This window comes from Maridesulfovibrio zosterae DSM 11974 (assembly GCF_000425265.1).
Taxonomy (GTDB): Bacteria; Desulfobacterota; Desulfovibrionia; order Desulfovibrionales; family Desulfovibrionaceae; genus Maridesulfovibrio; species Maridesulfovibrio zosterae.
The window spans coordinates 410,683-432,706 of the sequence record NZ_AUDC01000010.1 but is presented as its reverse complement, the minus strand read 5'-3'; the positions used below and the strand labels follow the sequence as shown (position 1 = coordinate 432,706).

Annotated in this window: 23 protein-coding genes; 16 read left to right on the top strand and 7 right to left on the bottom strand. The window is 42.0% G+C overall.

From position 1 onward, the window contains the following. The first annotated feature begins 219 nt into the window (after positions 1-219). Both H589_RS0102685 and H589_RS0102680 read left to right on the top strand, forming a co-directional pair. A complete protein-coding gene (locus H589_RS0102685; protein WP_027720604.1) occupies positions 220-1,845 on the top strand; it encodes a LysM peptidoglycan-binding domain-containing protein in 1,626 nt (541 codons plus the stop codon). A 171-nt stretch (positions 1,846-2,016) separates the two neighbouring features. Next, the gene (locus tag H589_RS0102680) at positions 2,017-3,381 is read left to right on the top strand and encodes an NAD-dependent succinate-semialdehyde dehydrogenase (protein ID WP_027720603.1); all 1,365 of its coding nucleotides are present in this window, start codon (positions 2,017-2,019) and stop codon (positions 3,379-3,381) included. Positions 3,382-3,525: 144 nt separating this feature from the next. Here the strand turns inward: H589_RS0102680 and aroE are convergent, their stop codons facing one another. The 6 genes from aroE to queA all read right to left on the bottom strand — a co-directional run bounded on the left by aroE (position 3,526) and on the right by queA (position 8,459). After that, positions 3,526-4,344, bottom strand: coding sequence for a shikimate dehydrogenase (aroE, locus tag H589_RS0102675; RefSeq protein ID WP_027720602.1), 819 nt, complete (start codon positions 4,342-4,344; stop codon positions 3,526-3,528). A 247-nt stretch (positions 4,345-4,591) separates the two neighbouring features. Continuing rightward, entirely contained in the window at positions 4,592-5,134 is a 543-nt protein-coding gene (locus tag H589_RS0102670; RefSeq protein WP_027720601.1) for a 2-oxoacid:ferredoxin oxidoreductase subunit gamma family protein, read from the bottom strand. Position 5,135: 1 nt separating this feature from the next. After that, on the bottom strand, positions 5,136-5,894 hold the full coding sequence (locus H589_RS0102665; protein ID WP_027720600.1) for a thiamine pyrophosphate-dependent enzyme: 759 nt from the start codon (positions 5,892-5,894) through the stop codon (positions 5,136-5,138). A 2-nt stretch (positions 5,895-5,896) separates the two neighbouring features. Further along, positions 5,897-6,964, bottom strand: a complete 1,068-nt coding sequence (locus tag H589_RS0102660; protein WP_027720599.1) for a 3-methyl-2-oxobutanoate dehydrogenase subunit VorB — start codon at positions 6,962-6,964, stop codon at positions 5,897-5,899. Continuing rightward, complete coding sequence (locus tag H589_RS0102655) at positions 6,957-7,196, bottom strand: 4Fe-4S dicluster domain-containing protein (protein ID WP_027720598.1); 240 nt, start codon at positions 7,194-7,196, stop codon at positions 6,957-6,959. Before H589_RS0102655 ends, H589_RS0102660 begins: the two co-directional genes overlap by 8 nt. Positions 7,197-7,373: 177 nt before the next feature. Next, the gene (gene queA, locus H589_RS0102650) at positions 7,374-8,459 is read right to left on the bottom strand and encodes a tRNA preQ1(34) S-adenosylmethionine ribosyltransferase-isomerase QueA (protein ID WP_027720597.1); all 1,086 of its coding nucleotides are present in this window, start codon (positions 8,457-8,459) and stop codon (positions 7,374-7,376) included. A gap of 146 nt (positions 8,460-8,605) precedes the next feature. Between queA and H589_RS0102645 the strand changes: the two genes are divergently transcribed. The 8 genes from H589_RS0102645 to H589_RS0102610 all read left to right on the top strand — a co-directional run bounded on the left by H589_RS0102645 (position 8,606) and on the right by H589_RS0102610 (position 16,164). Next, positions 8,606-9,283 carry a hypothetical protein gene (locus H589_RS0102645; protein ID WP_027720596.1) on the top strand — a complete coding sequence of 226 codons (678 nt, stop codon included), beginning with the start codon at positions 8,606-8,608 and terminating at the stop codon, positions 9,281-9,283. 162 nt (positions 9,284-9,445) lie between these two features. Further along, positions 9,446-9,937, top strand: a complete 492-nt coding sequence (locus H589_RS0102640; RefSeq protein ID WP_027720595.1) for a hypothetical protein — start codon at positions 9,446-9,448, stop codon at positions 9,935-9,937. Beyond that, positions 9,937-11,148 (top strand): bifunctional phosphopantothenoylcysteine decarboxylase/phosphopantothenate--cysteine ligase CoaBC, encoded by a 1,212-nt coding sequence (gene coaBC, locus H589_RS0102635; RefSeq protein WP_027720594.1) that lies wholly within the window; start codon positions 9,937-9,939, stop codon positions 11,146-11,148. Before H589_RS0102640 ends, coaBC begins: the two co-directional genes overlap by 1 nt. Next, complete coding sequence (locus H589_RS0102630; RefSeq protein WP_027720593.1) at positions 11,124-11,897, top strand: hypothetical protein; 774 nt, start codon at positions 11,124-11,126, stop codon at positions 11,895-11,897. The genes coaBC and H589_RS0102630 overlap by 25 nt, the downstream gene beginning before the upstream one ends. 79 nt (positions 11,898-11,976) lie before the next feature. After that, the gene (locus H589_RS18995; RefSeq protein WP_035074696.1) at positions 11,977-13,293 is read left to right on the top strand and encodes an NfeD family protein; all 1,317 of its coding nucleotides are present in this window, start codon (positions 11,977-11,979) and stop codon (positions 13,291-13,293) included. 13 nt (positions 13,294-13,306) lie between these two features. Beyond that, positions 13,307-14,095, top strand: a complete 789-nt coding sequence (locus H589_RS0102620) for a slipin family protein (RefSeq protein ID WP_027720592.1) — start codon at positions 13,307-13,309, stop codon at positions 14,093-14,095. Beyond that, complete coding sequence (locus H589_RS0102615; protein WP_027720591.1) at positions 14,092-15,099, top strand: NAD-dependent epimerase; 1,008 nt, start codon at positions 14,092-14,094, stop codon at positions 15,097-15,099. Before H589_RS0102620 ends, H589_RS0102615 begins: the two co-directional genes overlap by 4 nt. A gap of 285 nt (positions 15,100-15,384) precedes the next feature. Beyond that, positions 15,385-16,164, top strand: coding sequence for a ParA family protein (locus tag H589_RS0102610; protein WP_027720590.1), 780 nt, complete (start codon positions 15,385-15,387; stop codon positions 16,162-16,164). Between the two features lie 54 nt (positions 16,165-16,218). Here the strand turns inward: H589_RS0102610 and H589_RS0102605 are convergent, their stop codons facing one another. Continuing rightward, positions 16,219-16,644: a hypothetical protein gene (locus H589_RS0102605; protein ID WP_027720589.1), complete on the bottom strand. Its 426-nt coding sequence runs from the start codon at positions 16,642-16,644 to the stop codon at positions 16,219-16,221. A gap of 116 nt (positions 16,645-16,760) precedes the next feature. Between H589_RS0102605 and H589_RS0102600 the strand changes: the two genes are divergently transcribed. From H589_RS0102600 to H589_RS0102575, 6 genes are all read left to right on the top strand, one after another. Further along, positions 16,761-17,696: a ParB/RepB/Spo0J family partition protein gene (locus H589_RS0102600; RefSeq protein WP_027720588.1), complete on the top strand. Its 936-nt coding sequence runs from the start codon at positions 16,761-16,763 to the stop codon at positions 17,694-17,696. Between the two features lie 27 nt (positions 17,697-17,723). Beyond that, positions 17,724-18,740: a D-glycero-beta-D-manno-heptose-7-phosphate kinase gene (rfaE1, locus tag H589_RS0102595; RefSeq protein ID WP_027720587.1), complete on the top strand. Its 1,017-nt coding sequence runs from the start codon at positions 17,724-17,726 to the stop codon at positions 18,738-18,740. 88 nt (positions 18,741-18,828) lie between these two features. Further along, a complete protein-coding gene (locus H589_RS0102590) occupies positions 18,829-20,088 on the top strand; it encodes a GAF domain-containing SpoIIE family protein phosphatase (RefSeq protein WP_027720586.1) in 1,260 nt (419 codons plus the stop codon). A 29-nt stretch (positions 20,089-20,117) separates the two neighbouring features. Continuing rightward, on the top strand, positions 20,118-20,426 hold the full coding sequence (locus H589_RS0102585) for an STAS domain-containing protein (protein WP_027720585.1): 309 nt from the start codon (positions 20,118-20,120) through the stop codon (positions 20,424-20,426). Between the two features lie 31 nt (positions 20,427-20,457). Then, on the top strand, positions 20,458-21,207 hold the full coding sequence (locus tag H589_RS0102580; RefSeq protein WP_027720584.1) for an MlaE family ABC transporter permease: 750 nt from the start codon (positions 20,458-20,460) through the stop codon (positions 21,205-21,207). Positions 21,208-21,213: 6 nt separating this feature from the next. After that, complete coding sequence (locus H589_RS0102575; protein WP_027720583.1) at positions 21,214-22,017, top strand: ABC transporter ATP-binding protein; 804 nt, start codon at positions 21,214-21,216, stop codon at positions 22,015-22,017. Positions 22,018-22,024 lie beyond the last annotated feature (7 nt).

The following is a 22,024-nucleotide window of genomic DNA, read 5'->3' as shown; positions in this document are numbered from 1 at the left end:
TTTCGGCAACCTATTACTTTTGGTTTACTATTGCAAACCGTTCTAGTTTAGGATAGCTCTACTTAAGTTTGTACCCTTAAAAGTAATATACTTAAAATTCTTTATTTATAACATGTTGTGAATAAATTTCACAAATAAACAACTAAAATCTATACTTTTTCTAAAATTTATATGGATAAATTCAAAACGACTGTCGCCAATGGCGTCAAGGGGTCGAAGATGCCGAATTCGCTCCGGTTAATTGTTCTTTTGGTTATTTTTGCATTTTTTGCTGGCTGTGCGCCGAAAGGGGCTACTGTTGCTGAGAATGAAATATGTGATACTCCGGTACTGACTGCTGATAACAGTGAAAAAAAAGTAGATCAGGATGTTGCTGATTCCGGTGTAGAGCCACTCGATCCTGAACTTGAAGCCGCTCCGCAGGAATCAGAAACACTTACACCTGAAGAGCAGAAAGCCCTGTTATCCAGCAACGGGATTTATTTCAATCTTGATGAGCATGATACTAAAGAAGTACAGCAGTATTTTGGTTTTTTCACTCATAAGGCCCGTAAAACATTTGATCGCTGGCTTAAACGTTCCGAACCTTTTCTGCCATATGTCCGTCAGGTTCTTTCTGAAAACAATATGCCTCAGGATCTTGCCATGCTGCCTTTCGCTGAAAGCGGATACAATGCATGGGCGTATTCTCGTGTTGGTGCTGCAGGAATGTGGCAGTTCATGCCATATACAGGTCGTAAGTACGGACTACGGGTTGACTGGTGGGTTGATGAGCGCCGTGATCCATATAAATCTACTCAGGCTGCTGTAAAGTATTTGGGCGTTCTTCATGAAATGTTCGGTGACTGGCATCTTGCTCTTGCTGCGTATAATGCCGGTGAAGGCAAAATTGGTCGCGCACTGAAAAAGACTGGTTGTGACAATTTTTTCGATTTAACTAAGAATAATTATAAACTTAGCAGGCGTTATAGACTTAGGGCTGAGACCAAAAACTACGTACCCAAGTTTATCGCTATATCTAAGATCTTTAAAAACCTTGATGAGCTCGGATTTGACAATATTAACTGGGCCAATGGTATTAAGGTTGAAACAGTTAAAGTTCCGGGTGGAACCGACCTTCTTGCCCTTGCTAAGGCATGTGGCATGAAGTGGAGTGAATTTAACAAGTTGAATCCACATTTTCGCAGGCAGGTAAGTCCGCCGGATGGGATTATTAATGCCTACTTACCTGAGCGGGTTATGGCTGACGCAGCTGACTATCTTGAATCTCCAGGGGCGCGTCCGTTTGCTGGGTATAAACGGTACAAAATTCGTAGTGGAGATTCATGGTACCGCATAGCACACCGCTATGGTGTTCCGGTAGCTGTTCTTAAGTCTGTTAATAATCGTAAAAGTAATATTATTAGACCCGGTCGCTTTATTATGATTCCGGGGAAAGGCTCTAAAACTGCGATATACACTGCAAGAAAGAGTAAAACTCGTCGTACAGCCCAAAATCGTGCCAACTATAGGGTTCGTTCAGGAGATACTCTCTGGGATATTGCCAGTCGTTATAAAGTAAGTGTGAATACCCTTAAGAGAGCTAATGGTCTTTATTCTTCAAAGCTTAAAATAGGCCAAAAGCTGTATATTCCTGACAACTCAGCCCGCAGGACTGCAAAGTCCATTGCCAAAGCTGAGAATGTTAAGCAGGAGCTTGTAAATTATAGCGTACGACGTGGTGATAATCTTTGGAAGATTGCACGTAGGTTCGGAGTAAAAGTCTCATCTCTAATGAGGTGGAACAGCTTGAATTCCAAGAGCATTCTTCGCCCAGGAGATAAGCTCAAGGTTTACGTCAGATAAATTTAGTGGCTTAATTTGATCACTTCAGGCGGTTATTTATTAAATAGCCGCCTTTTTTCTTTTTTACTTTTGCTGTTTTTTCTAGCAAAGAAGTCTTTTTCACAATGATTATTAAGACAGACCTATGTTTTGAAAGTCTCACAATTAATTTAACAAGGTTATGGTTTTATAATGGCTATTCAAAGTACCAACCCTGCAACTGGAAAGGTTGAAAAAGAATTTGATGAGTGGACTCCTGTACGGACAATTGAAGTTGTTTCAGCAGTGCATTCAGCTTTTACTGACTGGAGAAATTCAACTTTTTCTTATCGATCTGATTGTTTAAAAAGTATGGCTGAAGTCTTGCGCAGCAGTGCTGATGAATTTGCATTTCTGATGGCTACGGAAATGGGTAAGCCTTTAAGCTCTGGCAGAGCAGAAGTGTTAAAGTCTGCAACTGTCTGCGAATACTATGCTGAACATGGTGAGTCCATGCTTACAAGTGAACCCTATTTTGTCGATGGAATGCAGGCTTATGTCGATTACGCTCCCTTAGGAACTGTTCTTGCTGTAATGCCGTGGAATTATCCTGTCTGGCAGGTTTTGCGTATTGCTATTCCAACACTCATGGCAGGCAATACAATGGTTCTCAAGCATGCTTCAAACGTCCCTCAGTGTGCATTGGCTATAGAGGAAGTATTTAAGAAAAGTTTGTTCCCTGACAATGTGTTCAGAACTCTTCTAATAGGTACTGGACAGGTTGAAAGTGTACTTAATCATGATTCTGTCATAGGTGTCTGTCTTACAGGCAGTGAGAGCGCCGGGCGGAAAGTAGCCGCTGTAGCAGGCTCGCGACTCAAAAGAAGTGTTATGGAGCTTGGGGGGAGTGATGCATTTGTAGTTTTGGCAGATGCGGATCTCGATGAAGCTGCATTGACAGGGGCTACTTCACGCTGTTCAAATGCCGGACAGGCGTGCATTGCAGCTAAACGCTTTATTGTTCATAAGGACGTATACGAGTCATTTGTTCAGAAGCTTAAAGTTAATATGGAGTCTGTAAAGCCATCTGATCCATTTGATGACGAGACTGTTATGGGACCTATGGCTTCCATCGAGTTCAGAAGTGACCTGCAAAATCAGGTTGATCGTGCTGTTGCTGCTGGGGGTAAGCTCGAATTGGGAGGTGTTATCCCTGATGGAGCTGGGGCTTTTTATCCTCCTACAATTATACGTGACATCCCCTTTGATTCTGAGGTCAGCAGGGAAGAATTTTTTGGTCCTGTAGCTATGATATTTCGTGCTGAAAATGATGAGCAGGCAATGCAAATGGCCAATGATAGTTCTTTTGGGCTGGGTGGGTCTGTCTGGACACAAGACGTGGAAAGAGGTCTTAAACTTGCGCGGCAGATTGAGGCTGGTCTTGTTTATGTCAATGGTCGCGTCAGCAGCCGTCCTCCTTTACCTTTTGGCGGTATTAAAAATTCCGGTTACGGACGTGAACTCTCTACTTACGGTATCCGTGAGTTTGTTAATGTTAAATCTATTTTTATTGGTTAGAGTTCTCGTTGTGTTGCCTGTGATCAAATAAGTTTAAATATAAAGTTTTTTAGATATTAAAAAAGGGTAGATGGTGAAATTTAATTTTCACTTTCTACCCTTTTTAAGCATTAAACAGACGAGTTTTTTTAAATCTATAATTTATTATAAATGCTTCATCAATAAATGACGGGCTGCTTGCGGCTCTATGTTTTTGCCGGTCCAGATTTTAAATTGTTCAATACCCTGGTGCAGGAACATTTCAATGCCGTGAATTATTGTGCATCCCTTTTCTGTCGCTTCCTTAATTAAAGCTGTTTCAAGAGGGTTATAGACTAAGTCATAGATGATAGTATTTGAGTCCTGCTCAGCCATGATCATTGGGTTGATCTTCTCAAATTTTCCGGACATTCCCAGTGCGGTAGAGTTTACAATAAGATCAAAGTGCTGATCTCCGCGATTATCCCAATCAATTACTGATATTTTAAATTCTTTAGCGAGATCATCAGCTTTTGATTTAGTACGGTTTGTAATAAATATTTCCTTTATATTTAAACTTTTAAGTCCGTAAATAGCGGCGCGGGCTGCTCCACCGGCACCGATCAAGAGAGCTTTTTTTACTTGAGAACAGTGTGGTCTAAGAGGCTCGGATACTCCTGCTGTATCTGTATTGTCTCCTACGATATGATCATTTCGCCAGTATAGTGTATTTACTGCTCCTACTGCTTTCGCACGTGGTGTTAGTTGATCAATGTAGTTTATTACAGATAATTTGTGAGGAATTGTAACGCTTGCACCTGATATTGGCAGATTGCGAAAACTTTGCATGAAATTTTTTACTTTCTCAGGAGCGGTTGGCCAAGTCATGTATACGGCTGGAATCTTGTATTGTTCAAATGCCCAATTGTGAAGTCGGGGGCTCATGGTATGTCCAAGTGGGTGTCCAATTATTCCGAATAACCTCTCAGGTATGAAAACGCTCATATTTGCCTCCTACATTCGATTTGTGGTCCATTGTAGAGTGTATGTCATTTTTTTAAAATTAATTGCTTAAAATTAAAGTTAATTTAACTTAAATCTACTGTTCTTCATAAGTCTATGAGTCTTGCTGCGTATGTGGGGAAAGTATTGTTAAAATTATTTTAGTAAAGAGTCATCAAAAAGCCCGTACAGATACTGTACGGGCCTTAATAGTCTTATTCAATTCCAGTTTGAAGCTGGAGGTATAAGGCTAGATGGCGTCAGCTCCAGCCTGCAGAGCTTCAGCATTTTTGGGTATCAGGTGGCTGTAGTGTGCTGAGATTACGTTTTCCAGAGAATCAATTACAGCTTTCAGATCCATGATTCCGGTAGCTTTGATAAATGCTCCCAGAGCAACCATGTTAGCCATACGTGTATTACCGAGTTTATCTGCAATGTCATTGCATGGTACTAAATATGATTTGATACGGTCAGTTTCAACCAGTTCATTATCAATGAGGGATGAGTTAACGATCTGGACGCCGTTATCTATCAACATAGGCTGAAACTTATCCAGAGATGGTCTGTTCATAATAATAAGGCTATGTGGACTGCGAATGATCGGAGAACCTATTTCTTCATCAGAGAGTACAACTGTACAGTTGGCGGTTCCGCCACGCATTTCGGGGCCGTAAACCGGAATGTAAGTTACATTCAGTCCGGCATTCATACCGGCATATGCCAGCAGATTACCGATGAGCATGACGCCCTGTCCACCGAATCCTGCAATGATGCTGTCGAGGTATTTGCTCATCTTAGTCCTCCGCCGTTACGTCTTTATATACACCCAGAGGGAAGTAAGGGATCATCTCATTTTCGATCCTTTCATTCGCCTGTATCGGGGTCATTCTCCAGTTCGTCGGGCAGGTAGCCAGCAGCTCAACAAAACCGAATCCAAGACCGGCCTGCTGAACTTCAAAAGCTTTTTTCATAGCCTTTTTGGCCTTACGAATGTTTTTCACATTGTTAAGAGCCACGCGGGCTGAGTATGCAGTTCCGCCCAGCTGGCCGATAATTTCAGCCATGCGGATAGGAAGACCTTCTTTAGCTGGATTACGTCCGGCTGGGGATGTTGTTGTCTTCTGTCCTTCGAGTGTAGTGGGAGCCATCTGACCACCGGTCATTCCGTAAACTGTGTTGTTTACGAAAATGATGGAAACTTTCTCACCACGGTTGGCACAGTGCATAATTTCAGCCATGCCGATGGAAGCAAGGTCACCGTCTCCCTGATAGGAGAGAACAAATTTGTCTCCACGGGCTCTCTTAACGCCTGTTGCAACTGCTGGAGCACGGCCATGCGGTGCTTCAACGCTATCAACTTTTAGGTAATTGTAAAGAAACACAGAACAACCGATAGATGTCACCAGAAGTGTGTTTTCAGTCAGTCCCATTTCAGAGAGCAGTTCACCTGCCAATCTCTGGGCAACTCCGTGCTGGCAGCCTGGGCAGTAGTGAGTTGGAACATCAACAATAGCGTCAGCCTTGTCAAAGGCCAGAATTTCTTGTTCGCTCATATCTATTTCCCTCCAAGGCTTTTGAGGATTGGCTCCTCGAAGTCGTCGGGGGTAGGCAGGTTTCCGGGCATGAAGCCGAAGAAATCACTGTCTCTAATGGTACGAATGGAAAGACGTACGTCTTCAACCATCTGACCGAGGTTATGTTCAATAGTCAGGAATTTTTTACCCTGTTCCGCAAGACTCTTAAGTTCCTGGGAAGGAAAGGGGTAAAGGGTGATAGGACGGAAAAGACCGACTTTATGACCCTGAGCACGCATTTTTCTAATTGTGCTCTTAACAATACGTCCGATGGAACCGTAGGCAACTACGATAAGTTCAGCATCTTCTGTTTCGAAAAGTTCCTGCTTGGTGTGCTTTGCCATATCATCATATTTGTCCTGCAGTGTTTTGTTATGTTCTGCTAAAGAACCTTCACTTAAAAACAGTGATTTGATGATGCGATGATCACGACCTTCAGCTCCTTCAATGCGCCAGTTAAGGCCTTCATCGTGGGCTTTTTCTTCTGGAGTCCAAGTAATAACGGGTTCTTTCATCTGACCGATAATGGCATCACCAAGAATCATGACCGGGTTGCGGTATTTGAATGCAAGGTCAAAAGCTTCAATGATCAGATCATATGCTTCCTGACAGGTTCCCGGGGCCAGAACAAGAGTTCTATAGTCACCGTGACCGCCGCCTTTCGTGGACTGAAAATAATCGCCCTGACTGGGGCCGATATCACCAAGGCCCGGTCCACCTCGAGACATATTAACAATAACTGCCGGCAGCTGGCTTCCTGCCAGATAGGAGATCGCTTCCTGTTTCAAAGAAACACCGGGGCTAGAGGATGAAGTCATACACCTTACACCGCATGAGGCTGAGCCTATGAGCATATTGGCTGCGGCAACTTCACTTTCGGCCTGCACAAATTCTCCGCCTGCTGCGGGAAGAGCTGCGGACATATATTCAGGAATATCATTCTGCGGAGTGATCGGATAACCGAAGTAGCACTTGAGACCGGCTGCAATGGCTCCGCGAGATATGGCTTCGTTGCCTTTAATAAAAAGCTTTTCGCCGTTCTTAGCCATCCTGTGCTCCTTTGGCTTTTTTAGTTTTGAAAACCCGGATAGCAATGTCCGGACAAATCAGTGCACAGGATGTACATCCGGTACACTTTTCCATATCCTCTGCCGCAACTTCAGCAACTTTATATCCATGCTGGTTGAACCGGTCGGATTGCCTTATGATTTGCTTTGGACATACGGTGGTACAGAGCAGGCAGCCCTTACACCGTTCATCCAAAAATTCTACTCGTGACATCCTAAACTCCTGTTACTGTGACAGAAAAGCCCGTTATATCAACGGGCTGGGACCATGTGCGTCTTTATTTTGTGAATAGCATATGATAAAAATGTAGCAACTGGGAGACAATGTATAATTATTTGCTCTTAGGTGCAAATTTTTCATTAATAATGACGGTGATAAGTTGTTATTAATTTATTTGATATACATGGAATCACCGTAAGAGAAGAATCTGAATTGATTATCCACGGCTCTTTTGTAGGCAGCTAACACATTTTCTCTACCTGCGAGAGCTGAAATCATAATGACAAGTGATGATTCTGGCAAATGGAAATTTGTAATCATACGATCAACAACTTTAAATTCAAAGCCGGGATAGATGAATATACTCGTTTCTCCTTTAAATTCGCAAATCTTACCTGTCTGCTGGAAAGCTCCTTCTAAGGTTCGTGCCGAGGTCGTTCCTACCGCTATTACTGGTCGTCCCTCTTTTTTAGCCTTAATGACGGCTTTAGCTGTCTCCTCCGGCAGTTCAATGTACTCTGCGTGCATTTCGTGATCACGGATATCTTCGGCCCGTACCGGGCTGAATGTACCGTATCCGACATATAAAGTGACTTCGACACGTTCAATTCCTTTGGCTTTCAGCCTGCTGTTGATTTCTTCAGAGAAATGAAGTCCAGCCGTGGGGGCTGCAACAGAGCCGGCTTTTTCATCACATGCGTAAAGGGTCTGGTATCTTTCGTTATCTGTTTCATCCGCAGCGCGGTGTATGTATGGTGGAAGAGGGATATTTCCGCATGTTTCGAAAATTGTCTTAAGATCACCTTTCCATTCAAGTTCTACTTCGGATAAGCCGAACTTACCTTTGCCTAGAACGGTAATTTTCATACCGCATTCAAAGACTACTGTATCACCTGTTTTCGGGCTTTTAGATGCTCGCAACAAACCTTTTGCTATAGCTTTTTTTATTCCTTCTGATTCAGATGGTTCTATAAGCGGCAGGGGGGTAAGCAATAAAAATTCTACCCGTCCTCCGGTAGGCTTTTTACCAAAGATGCGTGCCGGGATAACTTTTGAATTGTTTGCCACCAGCAGTGCTCCATCCGGTAACAGATCAACTATATCTATAAAAGATTTAATCTCCGTTTCACCGGTCTTTTGATCTAGCACCATGAGTTTTGATCCATGGCGCATTACAGCTGGACATTGAGCAATTTGTTTTTCCGGTAGCTCAAAGTTATAACTCTGCAAAAAATAGTCTTCGTTTTTTATCTTCATATTTTCAGTTTTCATTATTGGTGATAATCTGGTAAGAATCTTTCAACAAACTAGCTTAAGGTTTACAATTAAAGTGTTAAGCTTTGATTGCAAGGTCAAGCAGAAGGCTTGATTGTCACGTTGATCAAGAAATTCGGGTTACAACTATGAAATGGTTATCAGTCGCAGAAATATCCAAAATCACAATGATTCCCGCTCCAACAGCCAGACGTTATGCGTCTCTGTTTAAAGATTTTCTTTCCAGTAAAAAAATGGGTCGGGTTACCAAGTACCCTGAATCAGCCGTAGAAATATTTAAGCGAATCGTAACTCTTTATAATGATGGCATGGTCACCACAGAAATAGAAGAGCAGCTTCGTTCTGAATATCCGCGCACTATCGAAATAAGCCCTTCTGAAAGAGCTGTTCCAGCTCAGCCTGCCATGAATATTCAGGCCGAGCTCAGCGGAGCTTTTACTGAAATGATGGATAAGATGAGCAAGTCACTTGAAGTTATTGCTGATCAGAAGTCAATCATAGAAGAGCAGCGCGAAGATATTTATAAGCTCAAAAAAGCTTTTGTTCTTCTTGCCCGCAGTCAGAAAAAAATCAAGGCTCTTCCTCAGCTTGATATCCGCTCGCTTACCGAAGAATATGACGAACGGACAAATGCTCTTGAACAGAAAGATATTGAACTTGAAGTTGCTACATCTGAATTATCCCAAGAAAATAGTGGATTGCGTAATAAACTGGAAGTGATGGAAGCTGAACTTATGCGTTTGCGCAAGGACCGTCGTGATATGGAAAAATATTTCTTAGATAAAATTAAGCGCCTTAATGGTTAGGGCAGTACATTTGATTTTTGTGACCATGACTGTAGAAAAAGTCTAGAAGATATAGAGATTATCCTCTATATAGATTCTACCCGTGACAAAGAATATATCTAACGTCCGGTATTGGCCGGCTAAAATTTAATATGCATTGGCATTAAAATCGGAGGATTAAATATGAAAACTTACATTAAAATTATTTTGGTGTCCGCTCTTTTCGTTGCTTTGACAGGTTGTATTACTACCACTAATACAAGTTCTGATACACCTGTGGTTGCATCTTCCAGTGCTTCTGAGAGTTATGAAGAATTCGTTCCGTACACTGAATTTGACGATATTGCTGTTCCGAACGAATTAAGCAGGGTTCCTGATCAGTCTTATGTTGCAGATGGACAGCTTTTCAAATATGGAAAAATTGTTCTTAAAGGACATGTAGAGAATCAGAGCGTAATTGATTTTTTCAAAAATCAGATGGGTAAAGATAACTGGTCGCTGGTCAGTGCATTTACTTCTACTGTATCTGCTCTCACTTTTGAGAAGCCATACAAGAGCTGTACAATTAGAATTTTTGATGGCTCTTACAACACTGAAGTAGAAATTTATGCTGTTGAAATGAAATCCGGTGCTGTCCCTGAGGCGGGTGGCGTACTCGAACAGACGATTAAATAATGAATGAACATATAAATTTTGACTGCTTTTTAGGAAAACGTATCCATCTTGGCGTTTGTGGATCTATTGCAGCATATAAGTCTTTGGACTTGCTGCGTATGTACCGCAAGGCCGGAATAGAAGTCAGTGTAACCCTGACCGACGGAGCGCAGGAATTTATCAAGGGCCTCAGTTTTGAGGCCCTTGGTGCTTTTAAAGTCTGGCAAAAAATGTTTCCTACTGTGGATGACACTTTTGGTCACCTTGAGCCCGGGCAGGCTGCTGATGCTATGGTAATTTGTCCGGCAACAGCCTCAATCCTCGCCCGTATGACCCACGGGCTTGCTGATGATATGCTTTCGTGTCAGGCCTTAGCGTTTAACGGTCCTAAGCTGGTTGCTCCCGCAATGAACCCCAATATGTGGAATGCTCCTGCCACAAAGCATAATTGTGCAGTCCTTGCTGAGAGAGGGGTGGAATTTATCGGGCCCGACTGTGGTGATGTTGCATGTGGAGATCACGGTAAAGGTCGTCTTGCTTCCCTTGAGTCTATTTATGTCCATGGATTACGGGCTGTATCTCCTGATGATATGTGCGGTAAGCATGTACTTATAACTCTTGGGCCGACCCGTGAGAAGTGGGATGCTGTGCGCTTCTGGTCAAATCCATCATCTGGACTTATGGGGGCAAGTATTGCCATGGCGGCATGGCTGCGAGGGGCAAAGGTTACCGTTATATCAGGCCCTGTTAATTGGTGGTTCCCTGAAGATATGAACGTGATTAAAGTTGATACTGCTCGGGAAATGTTTGATGCTGCAACTGCTCTCTGGCCTGAATGTACAACCGGGTGCTTAACTGCTGCTGTAGCCGATTTTAAGCCTATTCCTCATGGTGAAGGTAAGTTTAAAAAGTCCGGTCGAGAAAATCTTTCTGTAGAATTTGATACTAATCCTGATATTCTAAAAACTATTGGGAGTATGAAACGTGATGATCAGGAGTTAGTCGGCTTTGCTGCAGAAACTTCAAATATCCGCGAATCTGCCAAGAGTAAACTTGAGAAGAAGAATTTGGATCTTATCATTGCCAACCCCATTAATCTGCCCGGGGCTGGATTTGAGTCTTCTACAAATTCAGTCTATGTGCTGGACAGGGCAGGGCGCAATGAAGAATGGCCTAATCTTCCAAAAACAGAAATAGCGTGGCGTATATGGGATCTCCTTCTGCAGAATTAAATGTCCTTGAAAGTGCAAGGCCGTGGTATCAAAACGGGTTGCAATTTATTTTTAAAGAAGCTCTTCCTGAAATAACTCAGTTAGAAAACGCAGGTTCTTTGCAAAAAAGGAATCTTCCTACTGCCACATCTCGTACTCGTGATGTGGGGGGCAGCAGCCAGCAACAGGGCCGTACTGGACAACCGTCTGTTTCAGTAGAACCCAAAAGTAGTTTTCATCAGCCTACACCTGCAGCCAAACCGTCTCGTATTCCTCCTCGGAGTAAACCTTCACAGAATCAAGAAAGATGTATACCAGATGCTTCTTCCTGGCCTGCTCCATGGAGTACTATTGCTTCCCGCGTTACTTCGCGGCTTCAAATATTCTGGACTTATTCTCAACTTGGGCAGGATTTATCCGGTCAGGCTGATGCTGAACGCCGTAAATTATTTCAGTCTCTTATCGGGTACATGGGGCTGCCTAAAGGAGCAATTTCTTTTTGGCCCTGTACTACGTGGGATGGCAATACCTTTGAGAACAGGGCAGATATTTTTTGGAAAGGGGTAAAAGATTATGATGTAAAGTTTGTAGCATGCTTCGGTGATCAGACCCGGTCTATTATCGCGAATGAAGCTCCTGCTAATGCTGCTTCAGCCCATGTTAATGATGTGCAGATTGTTATGTTGCAAGATCCTGATTTTTTGAAAACTCTTCCAGCTGAAGAACAACAGCTTCTTTGTATCTCTTTGCTCCGCCTTCCTCTTTTCTAGTATCAATAAATTTATCTATTGTTTATTTATTCTCCGTGAAGTGTCATTATATAGAAAATTTTACTTCGCGGAGAATATCATGACTTGTACATATCGAATTTTCCGGTTTCTCTTTTTTATTTCAATAACTATTTTATTGAGTTCGTTGCACTCTTTTGCCAATGAAAAATTCAGAGTATTATCAACCGAAGTTGTTGGGAGTATTAGCCCTGCTCAGGTAAGTCTTCTTGAAAATATTGTTGAGCAGGCAGGTGATGGTGATCATGATTTGATTTTGATCAGGCTTGATACTCCCGGTGGACTTAGTTCGTCCATGCGCGATATGGTTAAACTGATCATGAATAGTGAAATACCTGTTTGCATTTGGGTCGGTCCTGATGGTGCTCATGCTGCATCTGCTGGAGCATTTCTTGTGGCGGCATCTCAGGTGGCAGCGATGTCTCCCGGGACAACTTTGGGGGCAGCTTCTCCTGTGACCGCTTCTGGTGATGATCTTCCGAAGACCATGAACAAGAAGGTCAAGAGTGATCTGGTCAGTCTGATCAAGGGGATTGCGCGCAAGAGAGACCGTAATTATGATTGGTATGCCTCGGCAGTTGAGGATGGAGTCAGTTTGAACGCTCAGGAGGCTGCAGCTTTAAATGTGATAAATTTTTTGGCAACATCGCAGGATGATTTTCTTGAGCAGCTAGGAGCAAAAGGTGTTTTAATTCACGAACAAAAGATTAGATTTTCTAAAAAAAATTTGCATGTTGAAACTTATAAACCCGGATTGAGGTATTCTGTATTATCATGGCTGCTTGACCCTCAAGTTGCATACTATCTGCTGATTGGCGGTATTTTAGGATTATTTTTTGAATTGTCTCATCCTGGAGCAATCTTTCCAGGTGTTGTTGGAGGTTTTTGTTTTTTGACTTCACTTTATGCTTTGTCTATTTTGCCTACTAATGCCGCAGGTTTACTTTTAATTCTCCTGTCCGGAGTCCTGTTTATACTTGAGATCTTTATAATCAGTTATGGTCTGTTGAGTATTTCAGCAATTGTCAGCCTTTTTGTTGGTTCTCTAATACTTTTTAGAGGAGCTGAGATGCAGGGCATACCAGTTGAAATTATTATAGGTACAGTTGTTTCATTTTCTTTTCTTGCAGGGTTGCTGATATATTTAGTTACAAAATCTCAACGAGGTAGACTCCATTCTGGAATAGAATCCCTTATTGGATTAGAGGCCGAGGTTCTAAGCTTTAAAAATGGCCGTCTTAAGGTGCGTGTTCGGGGTGAAATATGGAATGCCGTTTCAGATGAAAATGTTATATTTGAGCGTGGTTCCAAAGTAAGGGTTACTCAGATAACAGGGCTGACCTTAAAGGTCATTGAATATCATGATCATAACCTTTAAATATGGAGGCAATATGACTTATCTATTACCGATTCTTTTCTTTGCTATATTTTTTGTGATCACTTCTCTGAAAGTCTTGAACGAGTATGAGCGAGGTGTGATTTTCAGGCTTGGAAGGGTAATAAAAGCTAAAGGTCCCGGTCTGATAATCTTGATTCCCGTGATTGATAAGCTGACCAGAGTTACTCTGAGAATTATGACCTTAGATGTACCTAATCAGGATGTTATCACTAGAGATAACGTTAGTATCAAGGTTAATGCTGTTGTATATTTTCGTGTAACAGACCCGATCAAGGCTATTTTAGAAGTTGAAGATTTTATGTTTGCCACTTCTCAGCTTGCACAAACTACCTTGCGTAGCGTATGTGGAGGCGTCGAGCTTGACGAGATCCTTTCCCAGCGTGAAAAAGTAAACAATGAAATCCAAGAAATTCTTGATACTCATACTGATCCATGGGGCATAAAGGTTAGCACTGTTGAGCTTAAATATATTGATTTGCCACAAGAAATGCAGAGGGCTATGGCTAAGCAGGCCGAAGCAGAGCGTGAGCGTCGTGCTAAGGTTATTAATGCTTTAGGTGAATTCCAAGCTTCAGAAAAACTTTCACAAGCCGCAGCAATTATTTCAGCTCACCCAGAAGCTTTGCAATTAAGATATTTGCAGACACTTCGTGAGATGTCTGCTGAAGGTAAATCTTCCACTATAATTCCGCTTCCCCTTGATTTAATAAAAGCATTGGCACCGATTGCCGGCGGGGGGGAGGTAATAGAAAAAAACGTCCAAGAGAGCAATAAAGAATGAAAGTTTTAGTAACAGGGGCAGCCGGATTTATCGGCTTTCACCTTTCAAAGCGTCTTCTTTCTGAAGGTCATGAAGTAGTTGGCCTCGATATCCTTAATGATTACTATGATGTAAATGTTAAGAAAAATCGTCTTAAGCAAATTGAAGGTAATGATAAATTTACTTTCGCTTACATGGATATGGCAGACCGCTCTGCTATGGAGAAACTTTTTCAAGAAGAGAAGTTTACTCATGTTGTTAACTTAGCTGCGCAGGCAGGCGTCCGCTATTCTTTGGAAAATCCTCAGGCTTATGTGGATTCCAACGTAGTCGGCTATATGAATATTCTTGAAGGGTGTCGTCATAACGGTGTGGAGCATCTTGTGTACGCATCTTCAAGTTCCGTTTACGGGCTTAATACTTCAATGCCATTCAGCGTTCATGATAATGTCGATCACCCTATCAGTATGTACGCAGCTACTAAAAAATCTAACGAATTGATGGCTCATTCATACAGTCATCTTTTTAATATCCCTACAACCGGGCTTAGATTTTTTACTGTATACGGTCCATGGGGAAGGCCAGATATGGCTTTATTCCTTTTTACTAAAGCTATTTTTGCGGATGAGCCGATTAATGTGTTCAACCATGGTAAAATGCTTCGTGATTTCACATATATTGATGATATTGTTGAAGGGGTCGTCCGAGTATTAAAGAAGCCAGCCACACCTAATCTAGATTGGTCTGGTGATGCTCCTGATCCCGGCACAAGTCCTGCTCCATTTCGTATTTATAACATAGGAAATAATCAGCCTACTGAGCTTATGCGTTATATTGAGGTCCTTGAAGATTGTATCGGAAAGAAAGCTGAAAAGAATATGATGCCTCTTCAGGCTGGAGATGTCCCTTCAACATATGCAAACGTTGAGAACCTTATGAGTGACATTGGATTTAAGCCTTGTACCACTGTTGAAGAAGGAATTGAGAAATTCGTGAAATGGTACAGAGATTATTATAAAGTTTAATTTTATCTTTTCCAATTCAAGGGCCGCATTTTTTGCGGCCCTTTTTTTTGCTGTCAAAGCTCGATTTATTATATAATTATAAATTATTTTAGAGTCTTATATTTGTTATTGTTTATGTGATCTTCGCATGATTATTTTTATATTGGGGCCGTAAACTTGCACTGTGTCCTTGATTTAAACTTTTTTTCAGTCTAGCTTTGGCAAAGATGTTTTTGTGTCAAATCAATATAAATGTTTCACGTGAAACATGAAAAAATTGAAATCTCATGAACAAGGTGGTTTCAAGTGGCAAAAAGAATAGTAGTAGCCAATCAGAAAGGTGGAGTAGGTAAGACAACTACGTCCATCAATTTATCAGCCTCTTTGGCTGTGATGGAGAAAAAAGTCCTACTCGTGGATTGTGACCCTCAGGGTAACGGTTCTAGCGGACTGGGTTTTTATCCAGGTGACTCAAGAGAAAATGTTTATTCCGTGCTTTTCGAACCGGACAGAGTCAATGACGCAATATACCAAACAGATATTCCGTTTCTTTCTCTTATGCCTGCCAGTCAGAACTTGGTAGGTGCTGAGATTGAATTGATTGATAAGATCGGTCGAGAGTACTATTTGAGAGATTTAATTGAGAAAGTCGATGAAGATTATGATTACATCATATTCGATTGTCCTCCTTCTTTGGGGCTTCTAACTGTAAATGCACTATGCGCAGCGAAAGAACTTTTAGTTCCATTGCAGACAGAATACTATGCCCTTGAAGGAATGGCTCAGCTTTTAATGACCTTTGAGCTTGTGAAGAAAAGATTGAATCCTGATTTGTCGGTCCTTGGCGTGGTACTTACTATGTATGATCGCCGCAACCGTTTAGCTCGTCAGGTTAAAAATGAAGTTCGAAAGGCTTTTCCTGATAGACTTTTTGAGACGATTATTCCAAGAAATGTTCGTCTCTCAGAGGCTCCTAGTTTTGGTAAACCAGCGATATCTTATGATGCAAAATCAAATGGTGCTCTTGCATACTTGAATCTTGCACAAGAAGTTGTGAAGAAACATGCGGAGCTTGATCAGCAGTAAAAGAAAAGGCCGACTTTTTACAAAGTCGGCCTTATTGATTCATTTATTTCAGGTCTAGTAGCGTGCTTCCATATTTTTGCTTTTTTCATCAATGTAAGGGGTGCATTCAACCGTAATTTCATTTTTGAAATGTTTTTTGACGATACGTGCATTACATTGCTGGCATTTAAAAGAGACCAATCCTCCCAGATTGCAGGAAGCAAGTTTAAATTTGCGGGGAGTGTCTGTCTCCCAGTTCTCTGTACGTGTACCGCAATGCTCACAGTGCACATCAGTATCAACAGGGTAGGGGAAATCCCAATACTCTTTAAGTATTTCCCAGTCCTTGATAGGTTCAGGACGTTCTTTAGGTGCTTCAGAGGGAATGAACTGCTTAATATGGGGTTTTATTTGGGCCCATAAGTCAGCACTGATAAGGACCCCTATCTGGTTTCCTTCTTTGTCGAAAAGTTCTGTAAGACTATCATCGTTTTTAGACATGTTGCCTCCGACGTTATATTTGTAAATGGTGTAGGCATACATTAATCACGGTTGCTGGCAAGTCAAAGGAAATTTATGTTCCTCCCCATGCGGAGGTTAAATATAAGGAGATAAATATGGCAGGTGTAACAGGCGGTTTAGGAAGAGGCTTGGATGCCCTTCTTGGCGGCGCACAATCCAGTACAGGTGTTTCTGGTATAAATCATAATGAAAATGCTATTGATGCCCGTCAAATTAAAATTGACATGATTGTGGCTAATCCAAATCAGCCGCGTAAAGAATTTTCTGCCGAGGCTTTAAAAGATTTATCGGAATCAATTCGAGCAAAAGGTGTTTTACAGCCTGTTTTGGTCAGGCCGGTTGCTGGACGTAAAGATCGTTTTGAGCTGGTTGCCGGTGAACGCCGCCTTCGAGCTTCAAAGCTTGCAGGGCTGGATGAAATTCCTGCGGTAATTCGTGACATGACAGATCTTGAAAGCATGGCCATTGCCTTAATCGAGAACCTGCAGCGCGAAGATTTAAACCCCATAGAAGAAGCTTCTGGATATCAGGAGTTGATTTCAAAATTTGGACTCAGCCAGGAACAATTAGCAAGACAGGTTGGGAAAAGCCGCTCAGCTCTGTCCAATTCAATGCGCTTACTGACTCTCTCAGAATCTATTCAGGGGGCTATCGGGGAGAGCAAAATATCTGCAGGTCATGGCCGGGCATTAATGGCTGTGGCAGATGACGCAGTCCGTGAAGAGTTGTTTCAGCTTATCATGTCAGAAGGTTTGTCTGTGCGTCAGGCTGAAGGAGCTGCTTCGTATTTTAAGGAAAATGGCAAACTTCCGAAAATGCCACTCTCTGGTGACGAAGTAAAAGCTAAGCCCAAAAAGAAAGAACCCAAATCTAAAGATGAAAATTTAGAAAGAATTAAAGGGCGGCTTGAATCTGCTCTTGAGACGAAAATTGTTTTTAGCGGATCTCACAACAAGGGTAAAATGACAATTAATTTTTCATCTGAAGAAGAGCTTGAACGGCTTGTGGCCATTCTTGAGCTGCGTTCATAGAATAGGTGTAACAGGAACAATTAAAAAATGGATAAAAAAATATTGAGTGTGCTCCCAAGTCTTCAGGGGCAGAAAGTTTTGATCATTGGTGATGTCATGCTTGATCATTATGTGATAGGTTCCGTTGATAGGATTTCTCCTGAAGCTCCCGTTCCAGTTGTGCAGGTTACAGAGGAAAAATACCTCCTTGGCGGAGCAGGGAATGTTGCTTGTAATATTGTTTCGCTTGGTGGTGAACCTCATCTCATTGGATTTGTGGGGGCAGATGAGGAGGGGCGGCTTTTTAATCGTCTTTGCTCTGAATCTGGAATAAAGTGTTATTTGCAAAATGCTGATGACAGGCCGACTACTAAGAAAACACGCGTTATGGCTCATAATCAGCAAATGGTCAGAGTGGACCGTGAGAAAAACTCTGATTTTTCTGATGCCTTATTGGATGAATTGTTTCTTTTTCTTGAAAAAGAAATTTGTGATTTTAAAGTTGTGATTCTTTCTGATTATGGGAAAGGGGCTCTTTCTGAAAAGTTTTTTGCCCGTTTTTGGGAGCTACTTGAAAAGAAACAGCATAAGCCTCATGTTCTTGTTGATCCCAAGACGGTTAATTATGATCGCTACAAATCTGTCACAATGCTCACTCCTAACTCAAAAGAAGCTGGGGAGGGCGCATCAATGGCTGTAAATAATAAGGCGGATGTGCTTGAAGCTGGACGCAGATTATTCGACCGTCTCAGCCCTACTCATCTGCTTATCACGCTGGGTGGGGATGGTATGGCTTTTTTTGAGTCCAGTAATGTGGTTAAGCATGTCCCTACTTTTGCCCGTAAGGTCTTTGATGTGACAGGTGCTGGTGATACTGTGATCGCAACGCTTGGACTAGGACTGGCATCAGGTCTTGATCCACTTACTTCAGCTATACTTGCAAATTATGCTGCGGGGATTGTGGTCGGTCAGGTTGGAGCTGCAACAGTAACTGTTGAAGAGTTGGCAGAAGCTGTTCGTGACTGGCCTAAGCCAGAGGTTAATAACTGGAGTGAATCATCCTAGTATTTAATTTGTATTTAATAACATTATCCTATTCAGGCATGAGTTAAAATAACATATTGTTAATTGGGTACAAGAGCGGGAGTGGAAATTGAGCAGTCAGGCGGGTAGACTAAAACAGCTGATTCGGGCGAATGAGGTTCTGGCGAGCATTGATTCTCTAACAGATTTGCTTCCGCAGTTACTGAGGTTGGCTCAGGATGTAACTGGTGCTGAAGCTTCGTCTATCATGTTGTATGAGGAGGAAAAGAATGTACTGCGTTTCGCCTTGGCTATGAATGATGTACTGGGCGAAGAAAAAATGAAGGAGCTCAAGACCGGATTTGAACTACCTCTGGGACAGGGCATTGCCGGGTGGGTTGCTGAGAATAAAAAGTCAGTTAATGTTACTGATGCGCAGAATGATAATCGTTTTTCAAAAGTTGCAGATGAGAAGACAGGCTTTAAAACTAGGTGTATACTATGTGTACCAATTATTCATAAAGAAAAATTGCTCGGTGTTGTTCAGGTTTTAAATTCGATTGATAAAGAGTGTTTTGTTGTTGAAGATCAGGAATTATTAGAAAGCTTCGGTCATCTTGCAGGTGTTGCTTTGGTTAGATCTGAACTTTTGGTTCAGAGACTGAATCAGCTGAAGTTTGAAACGCAGCTAGAAGCGGCCTCTCGAATTCAAAAGCAGTTTAATCCTAAACAGCCTGAGCTTGACAATGGTAATTATATCTGGGGGAGTTCGGTTCCTGCTCAGTTTGTAGGAGGAGATCTTTATGATTTTATACCGAACTCTGACGGAAGCTGGTATATTTATGTTGCAGATGTAGCTGGTAAAGGGTTGCCTGCAGCTTTGATCATGTCTGCACTGTGGACCCGTATCAGAGCTGAAGCGTTAAATGAGAAAACTCCCGGTGATATGCTTAAGTCGGTAAATGCAGGAGCATGGGAGTTCATGAATGGTGAAGTTTTTGCTACTATGGTTCTTTTTCGCTACCACCCTGAAAGTGGAAGGTGTGAGTATGCAGTTGCAGGACATCCTGCCCCTTTACTTGTAGATAATGGCGTAGTTACAGAAGTTGAAAGACCTTTTGGTTTACCCGTTGGAATTCTGGATGACGGGGATTTTGGAACTACTGAGTTTGTGCTTGAAAAAGGTCAGTCTATGATCATTGTTACTGATGGTGTTGATGAAGCACGAAGAGCTGATGGTGAATTTTTTGGAGAAGAGCGGCTTGTTAATACCTTACAAGGAGCCGGCGACCCTCCACTTGGTGAAGAATTGCTGAAAGCAGTTTCTGGGTGGCGTGGAGAAACTCCTCCCAATGATGATACAACAGTTGTTGAGATTTTTCGATCATGACTGGTTTAAAATTTTAGTAAGGAGCGCATATGGGGGTAGGCTGGAAATTTGAATCCTCTATTGAGGAAGTGCTGATCAAGATAACGGGTGAGGTTGATTTTACAGGAACACCTGAACTCAGAGATGAAATGCATAATTTTGTAAGTAAAACATCCGGCCTTGTTCAGGTTGATCTTTCTGAATTGGAATATCTTGATAGTTCAGGGCTGGCCTCTTTAATTGAGCTCAGAAAAATACTTGATAAAGACGGCAGAAGTGTAAAAATAATAGCCGTAACTGATCAAGTGGATAGGTTGCTCAATCTCACTCAAGTTAAATCTTTATTCGGGATGAAATAGTGCTTCATAAATAGACTGGGAGTACGGTTATATGAACGGATTGCAGGTGCTCGCATGGATGATCTCAAGATTAATGGCATGCTTGCGTCTAAGATCGGGTAAAAAAAAATCTTTTTATCGAAAACGTCTTTTCCGTGATTTGGCTCAAGTCGGGGCAGATTCAATTCCCATTGTAAGTGTTATTTCTGCCTGTACGGGAATCATTCTGGCTCTGCAATCTGCACAGCAGCTGGAAAAAGTAGGAGCTATAAGCTACGTAGCCAATCTCGTCGGGGTGACCATTATCCGCGAGCTTGGGCCCTTACTTACAGCTATTATTGTCACTGGACGTTCCGGTGCCGCCTTTACTGCTGAAATTGCGACCATGCAGATTTCAGAAGAAATTGATGCCCTTGAAGTTATGGGTATCGAACCCGTCCGTTTTCTTGTTGTTCCCAAATTGATTGCTATGCTGATTATGGTTCCCTGTCTGACTATCTGGTCTGATTTCATTGGAATTTTTTCTGGTGGAGTATTTTCTGCCGTTGCTCTTGGTATCAACGAAACTACATATTTCAATAATTCAGTAGAGTTTTTGCAACTGCATGACGTATTGGCTGGATTAGTTAAAAGTGTCGGTTTTGCTGTTGCAATTACCGTTATTGGGTGTTGGCAAGGATTTCTGGCGCGTGAAGGAGCAGCTGATGTTGGTCGTAAAACAACGAATTCTGTGGTAATATCAATTTTTATGATAATTTTATTGGATCTATTTTTTACAGCTCTTAATTTTATATTCAGGTGATCAATCATGAAATCATCAAGACTTGCTCAGGACATAATCCTCAAAGAATTAAGCCTCGGTTATCCGGGTAAAGTTTTGATGGAAAACTTGAGTGCAGTTCTTCCAGCAGGTAAAATAAGTGTTATTTTAGGTGGTTCAGGTTGTGGTAAATCAACTCTTCTGCGTCATATACTTGGGCTTAATACTCCTGTATCTGGAGAAATATTTTTAGGAAAAACAAATCTTACAGATTTAAGTGATGAGCAGGCTTATACTAAAATCAGGACTCGTATGGGAGTGTTGTTTCAGGATGGCGCAATGCTGGGGTCACTTACTTTAGGCGAAAATGTTGCTCTTCCATTACAGGAGCATACTGAGCTGCCTGATTCAATAATTGAAGAAGTTGTGATGATGAAGTTACGCATGGTGGGACTTGGAGATTTCATTCACTATTTTCCGAGCCAGCTCTCAGGAGGCATGCGCAAAAGAGCAGGGCTTGCACGAGCAATGGTTATGGACCCTACCACATTGCTTTGTGATGAACCTTCTTCCGGTCTGGACCCGATAACAGCCGCTGATCTTGATCAGTTGATCTTAAAGCTCAAAGAAACTTTTAATGTAACAACTATAGTTGTTACTCATGATCTGGACAGCCTTTTTAATATTGCCGACTTCGTTGTAGTATTGCATAAAAATATGTGTCTTTATCAAGGTGATCTTGAAGGACTGCGTAATTCTGATGATCCATATATTATCAATTTTCTGGAACGCAGGCCTACTAAGCTTGATGATAATATGGAACGGGCAGTAATGTTTCGAAGTAGAGTTTAAGCTTGGG

Coding starts and splice junctions, on each gene's coding strand:
- H589_RS0102685 (WP_027720604.1), top strand. CDS start 220: ATGCCGAATTCGCTCCGGTTAATTGTTCTTTTGGTTATTTTTGCATTT.
- H589_RS0102680 (WP_027720603.1), top strand. CDS start 2,017: ATGGCTATTCAAAGTACCAACCCTGCAACTGGAAAGGTTGAAAAAGAA.
- aroE (WP_027720602.1), bottom strand. CDS start 4,344: ATGAGCGTTTTCATACCTGAGAGGTTATTCGGAATAATTGGACACCCA.
- H589_RS0102670 (WP_027720601.1), bottom strand. CDS start 5,134: ATGAGCAAATACCTCGACAGCATCATTGCAGGATTCGGTGGACAGGGC.
- H589_RS0102665 (WP_027720600.1), bottom strand. CDS start 5,894: ATGAGCGAACAAGAAATTCTGGCCTTTGACAAGGCTGACGCTATTGTT.
- H589_RS0102660 (WP_027720599.1), bottom strand. CDS start 6,964: ATGGCTAAGAACGGCGAAAAGCTTTTTATTAAAGGCAACGAAGCCATA.
- H589_RS0102655 (WP_027720598.1), bottom strand. CDS start 7,196: ATGTCACGAGTAGAATTTTTGGATGAACGGTGTAAGGGCTGCCTGCTC.
- queA (WP_027720597.1), bottom strand. CDS start 8,459: ATGAAGATAAAAAACGAAGACTATTTTTTGCAGAGTTATAACTTTGAG.
- H589_RS0102645 (WP_027720596.1), top strand. CDS start 8,606: ATGAAATGGTTATCAGTCGCAGAAATATCCAAAATCACAATGATTCCC.
- H589_RS0102640 (WP_027720595.1), top strand. CDS start 9,446: ATGAAAACTTACATTAAAATTATTTTGGTGTCCGCTCTTTTCGTTGCT.
- coaBC (WP_027720594.1), top strand. CDS start 9,937: ATGAATGAACATATAAATTTTGACTGCTTTTTAGGAAAACGTATCCAT.
- H589_RS0102630 (WP_027720593.1), top strand. CDS start 11,124: ATGGGATCTCCTTCTGCAGAATTAAATGTCCTTGAAAGTGCAAGGCCG.
- H589_RS18995 (WP_035074696.1), top strand. CDS start 11,977: ATGACTTGTACATATCGAATTTTCCGGTTTCTCTTTTTTATTTCAATA.
- H589_RS0102620 (WP_027720592.1), top strand. CDS start 13,307: ATGACTTATCTATTACCGATTCTTTTCTTTGCTATATTTTTTGTGATC.
- H589_RS0102615 (WP_027720591.1), top strand. CDS start 14,092: ATGAAAGTTTTAGTAACAGGGGCAGCCGGATTTATCGGCTTTCACCTT.
- H589_RS0102605 (WP_027720589.1), bottom strand. CDS start 16,644: ATGTCTAAAAACGATGATAGTCTTACAGAACTTTTCGACAAAGAAGGA.
- H589_RS0102600 (WP_027720588.1), top strand. CDS start 16,761: ATGGCAGGTGTAACAGGCGGTTTAGGAAGAGGCTTGGATGCCCTTCTT.
- rfaE1 (WP_027720587.1), top strand. CDS start 17,724: ATGGATAAAAAAATATTGAGTGTGCTCCCAAGTCTTCAGGGGCAGAAA.
- H589_RS0102585 (WP_027720585.1), top strand. CDS start 20,118: ATGGGGGTAGGCTGGAAATTTGAATCCTCTATTGAGGAAGTGCTGATC.
- H589_RS0102580 (WP_027720584.1), top strand. CDS start 20,458: ATGAACGGATTGCAGGTGCTCGCATGGATGATCTCAAGATTAATGGCA.
- H589_RS0102575 (WP_027720583.1), top strand. CDS start 21,214: ATGAAATCATCAAGACTTGCTCAGGACATAATCCTCAAAGAATTAAGC.